This is a genomic window from Luteimonas sp. A501 (assembly GCF_054052085.1).
Map to the genome: position 1 here is coordinate 1 of NZ_JBSVRI010000013.1, position 4,692 is coordinate 4,692.

Annotated in this window: 4 protein-coding genes; all 4 read right to left on the bottom strand. The window is 58.5% G+C overall.

Annotation, left to right across the window (positions count from 1 at the left end; all coding sequences use genetic code 11):
• Positions 1-960: 960 nt before the first annotated feature.
• A complete protein-coding gene (locus tag ACW7G5_RS14535) occupies positions 961-1,494 on the bottom strand; it encodes a GNAT family N-acetyltransferase (RefSeq protein ID WP_457005693.1) in 534 nt (177 codons plus the stop codon).
• A gap of 569 nt (positions 1,495-2,063) precedes the next feature.
• Positions 2,064-2,516, bottom strand: coding sequence for a hypothetical protein (locus tag ACW7G5_RS14540; RefSeq protein WP_457005694.1), 453 nt, complete (start codon positions 2,514-2,516; stop codon positions 2,064-2,066).
• 1,213 nt (positions 2,517-3,729) lie between these two features.
• On the bottom strand, positions 3,730-4,152 hold the full coding sequence (locus tag ACW7G5_RS14545) for a VOC family protein (RefSeq protein WP_457005696.1): 423 nt from the start codon (positions 4,150-4,152) through the stop codon (positions 3,730-3,732).
• A gap of 37 nt (positions 4,153-4,189) precedes the next feature.
• On the bottom strand, positions 4,190-4,692 hold a 503-nt coding region (locus ACW7G5_RS14550; RefSeq protein ID WP_457005698.1), incomplete at its 5' end, for an Imm50 family immunity protein.

Sequence of the window (4,692 nt, forward strand, 5' to 3'; positions counted from 1 at the left end):
GTAGCTGGCCTTCGCGTCGGTCGGCACGCTCATCGCTTTCTCTGCCGCGAAAGTTACTGCCGCAATGGGCACTAGTGCGAGAAGAAGAACTACACGTCGCATTACACTCTCCCGTAAGCGCTAACGCCTGAATTAAGCCGACCCGCGAAGCGGGTTCGGCTTGAATGAATTGTTAGGCCCGCTGGTGCGGAGCGGCAAGGGCATGTGCCACCTCTGCGTTATAGCCGGATTGCTTGGCAATACAACCCCTCACGTACTGGGCCATTGCTGGATCTGGGTCGAGCCAGGACAAGCGAGCCAACTGTACCAACACCTCCGGGCTAGGTTGCTGCGTCAGCCACCACTGAAAAGCTCCATGGCGATCATGCTCCGACGCCTCCTCGTGCCCCGGCTCGTAGCCGGCCACTTGCACAGTGGCTAGCTCTGCGGGAACGAGGTCCCATGCCGTCCACTCGGGTGGGAATTGCATGAGCTTTAACCAATCGGTGTGCGTCATACGATCTCTGCGGGCCTAACGCCAGAGTTAAGCCGAGACGCGTAGTGGAGCGAAACACATGGCAAGCTTTACCTGCCATGTGTTTTGCGTAACGAAGCGGCTTCGGCTTGAACGACTTGTTAGGCCGCCGTACGCCGAGCTTGCGCCCGACCTTGCGACAGCCCAACCCCTGAGCCGAACAGTACAACAAGTCTGGCCGAGTGGCCTGAGGCTGGCATTTGCCGGGGCCAAAGCCAGAACACTCGACTCGCGCGGCCAAGACCTCTCACCGCGTCGTGGCCGAAGCCGACTCGGCAGGTCGAATCTTGCAGAGGGTCGCGCCTATCCGAAGCCGAGGTGCTTCAGAGCCGGCTGCCGATGCGCCCACCGCGCGTGCGAGGTGCAAATGCCGTGGGTGAGCGAGATGCTTGAGCCCGCCTGGACCTTGCCACCGACAGTGCGGGAAACAAGGCCTAACGCCTGAATTAAGCCGCGCCGCGAAGCGGCGTCGGCTTGAATGAATTGTTAGGCGGCACCCTCGTGAACAGCTGCAGGTGATGACCGCCATGCTGTGAAGGATAAGTCGATCCCGAGGCTACAAAGCCAAGCTTGGCCAATGTGCAATGCATTGCGATATTTTCAGTGCGCGAAGTGGCGAAAACACCGTTGTCACCGGCTAGGGCCAGCGCCGCCTGTGATAGAGGTTGCGCGTAGCCCTTGCCTCGGGCCTCGTCGGCAATGAACACCCAACCAAGCTCATAAGGGAATGACTTTTGCGATAGTGATGCCCCTGACGCAGCGGCGACTCTGGTGCGATAGGCATCATTGGGGTGCTTGAGCGCGGCAACTCCAGCGAGGCTTCTGCCAGAACGCAGGAATGCCAAGTTTGCGGCAGCTATGACGCGCTGCTGAAGCCCGCCTGCAGCAACCTCTCCGCCTTGTTCTACAAGGGCAACAAAGCTGCAGATTTCTTCTGCGGAGCAATCGGCCGGAATTTTTGCAGCGATCTCGTAGTGCACTGTCTGTGCCGCCTAACGCCTGAATTAAGCCGCGCCGCGAAGCGGCGTCGGCTTGAATGAATTGTTAGCGCGCACCGAGCGACCTGAGCGTGCCATGTGTAGCCATGGAAACAACCGCAATGAGACAAGCGTAGACCACAACAACGGCCACGAGGAACTCCCAGAACAGAACGCGGCGGAACCGCCAACTTGCTACGAGAAGCATCCACGACCTTCGTAGAGGTGATGAGTGGATCCGCTTAAGGCGCTTTACTGTCCTCCGCGCCCATTCTGAGCCGCTAAAGGCATTGTCCAAGAACTTCCACGTGTTTGCGGCGGCAGCGAGAATGACGATTGCGAGCAAAGTAACAACTAGGAGCCAGTAGCCAGCGTTAGTCCAATCAGAGAATGGCCTTTCAATACGCGAAAGACCGACGATTCCAGCCGATAGCAGAAGAGCCTGCGGAGTCAGGTTCCGCAGAAACTCGAGAAATGCGTCTCTACCAGCCCCAACGATATGCATATGCGCGCTAACACCTGAGTTAAGCCGTGCCGCGAAGCGGCATCGGCTTGAACGAATTGTTAGGCCCCTACCTGTAGATGGCAAAGGCCACGGAAAGAATGAAGATAACTTTGAGCGCCACTGTGGAGAGAATTGCAACCGTGCGTGATCGCTGACGCAGGAGAACATAGCTGCTGTTTAGAACCAGGGCAATCCAGCTGGACACTAGAACCGAGAAGAACCCGCCGGACCAATGAAACACAACTCCATAACCAAGAAGCCCAAGGATCGCACCTAGCAGCGGCGACTTTGCGTACTTGGCACCGAGCTCAACAAAGAGAACTGTCCAGAATAGTGCCTCAAGAATGTAGACAAGAATGCCAACGCCGAGGAACAAGCTGAGTGGTGCCTCAGCTAGATCTGGATCCGTGAGAGCAGGCTCATCCGTGGGCAGCTCAAAGAGGAGCGCCGCGACCTCAAGGCCACCGAACAGAAAAATGGCTGTAATTACGATGACGACCCACGTCGGGAGTCTGTCCATAGGGGCCTAACGCCAGAGTTAAGCCGAGACGCGTAGTGGAGCGAAGCACATGGCAAGCTCTACCTGCCATGTGGTTTGCGTAACGAAGCGGCTTCGGCTTGAACGACTTGTTAGGCCGCCGCACACCGAGCTTGCGCCCGACCTTGCGACAGCCCAACCCCTGAGCCGAACAGTACAACAAGTCTGGCCGAGCGGCCTGAGACTGGCATTTGCCGGGGCCAAAGCCAGAACACTGGACTCGCGCGGCCAAGAACTCTCATTGCGCCCTGTCCGAAGCCGACTCGGCCGGTCAAATCTTGCGGAGAGTCGCGCCTGTCCGGAGCCGAGCTGCTGCAGGCCTGACTGCCGATGCCTGCACCGCGCGTGCGAGGTGCAAACGCTGCGGATAAGCGAGGCGCTACAGATTGCCTGGAACCCGGCAGCAACAGTGCGGCAAACAAGGCCTAACACCTAAGTTAAGCCGAACCGCGTAGTGGAGCGAAGCACATGGCAAGCTGTACCTGCTATGTGCTTTGCGGAACGAAGCGGTTTCGGCTTGAACGCATTGTTAGGCGCCACCCTAGATGCTGCCCGCCTCATCCGCAACACGCGCGAAAAGCCAGTAGAACAACCAGTGATTCGCGGACGTAGCGTCCGCAGCGTCCAGGCAATCTGGCATGTCGGTTAGTCTCCGCTCCCCGAGTTCAATCTCTCGAAACAGCCAGTTGTCTAGGTAAATTGGAACTTCACAATCACGAGGCACCAAAGACTCTGGACGAACGACAGCCACAACCGAGCGGTAGTAACCTTCTGGAATTGGCCATTGACCCAAATCCAGTCGATTGCGACTTGAGGTCTGAGCTGCCCATGTAGCGCGTACGAGACTAGCGAACTTCGAGCTATCGTCTTGAGCAATCTGGCCTCTCGTTTCTCCCATGGAACTGCGTAGTCCGCCACCGTTTGACTTCCAGTCGTCTAGCAGGCGCTCCCAGGATTCGACACAGATTGATTGTTGTGCCCACACGGCTGGAAAGTGCGACTCCGTACCTGATAGAGAGGCGCACCCCGAAACCGTCGCGGCAGCAAATAGCCAGATAATTTTACGGATGACCGTACACATGATGTGGCGCCTAACGCCTAAGTTAAGCCGCGCCGCAGCGGGGCGTGAAGCACATGGCACGCTTTACCTGCCATGTGGTTTGCGCCCCGATGCGGTGTCGGCTTGAACGCATTGTTAGGCGGCCCCGAGACGATACGGGACCGACCCGTTGTACTGCAGCAGATCCCAGAGATTGCCATACAAGTCCTGGAACACCGCCACTGTGCCGTAAGGCTGCTCGGAAGGCGCGCGAACGAAGGTGACCCCGGCCGACCGATACCGCTCGTAGTCACGCCAGAAGTCATCTGTCTGAAGGAACAGGAATACCCGGCCACCCGTCTGACCCCCAACCGCCACCAGCTGATCTGTGCCCGAGGCTCGGGCGAGTAGTAGTGACGTGCCCGAGCTTCCGGGAGGAGCGACGACCACCCAGCGCTTGCCCTCTTCCGGCCGCGGCGAGTCCTCAACCAAGCGGAACCCGAGCGTCCCGACGTAGAACTCTATGGCCTCGTCGTAATCACGGACCAGTAGCGAGACGTGGGCAATTGCTTGTTGCACGTTGCGATGCTGCTCCGTGGGCCGCCTAACACCGGAATTAAGCCGAGCCGCGAAGCGGCGTCGGCTTGAATGAATTGTTAGGCGCCACCCCGGTGACCTCGGCGCCCGTACAAGTGAAGCTACCACCTAGGCCATAGCACGGCTCTAGCTCCACGCGCATAGGCGTTCCGTCTGAGATGGTCAGGCTATCCAGCACGTTCTCTGAAAGAAGCTCGCTCAACGCTAGCTCTCGCACACCAGTGAAACGCAGGCCTACGACCGCGGCCTTCTGCATTTCCGCATCGATGTACGAAAGATCCAGACGAATGGTCCCAGGCGGCTCATATGCGATGAGCGCGACTTTGGCATCCGCGAACTTCGGCCAGTAACCGAAGATCGAGATCACATTTTCAGATTGCGAGATCATGTCCATGGCGCCTAACACCAGAGTTAAGCCGCGCCGCAGCGGGGCGTGAAGCACATGGCAAGCTGTACCTGCCATGTGGTTTGCGCCCCGATGTGGCGTCGGCTTGAACGACTTGTTAGGCCGCCGCTGCCCGG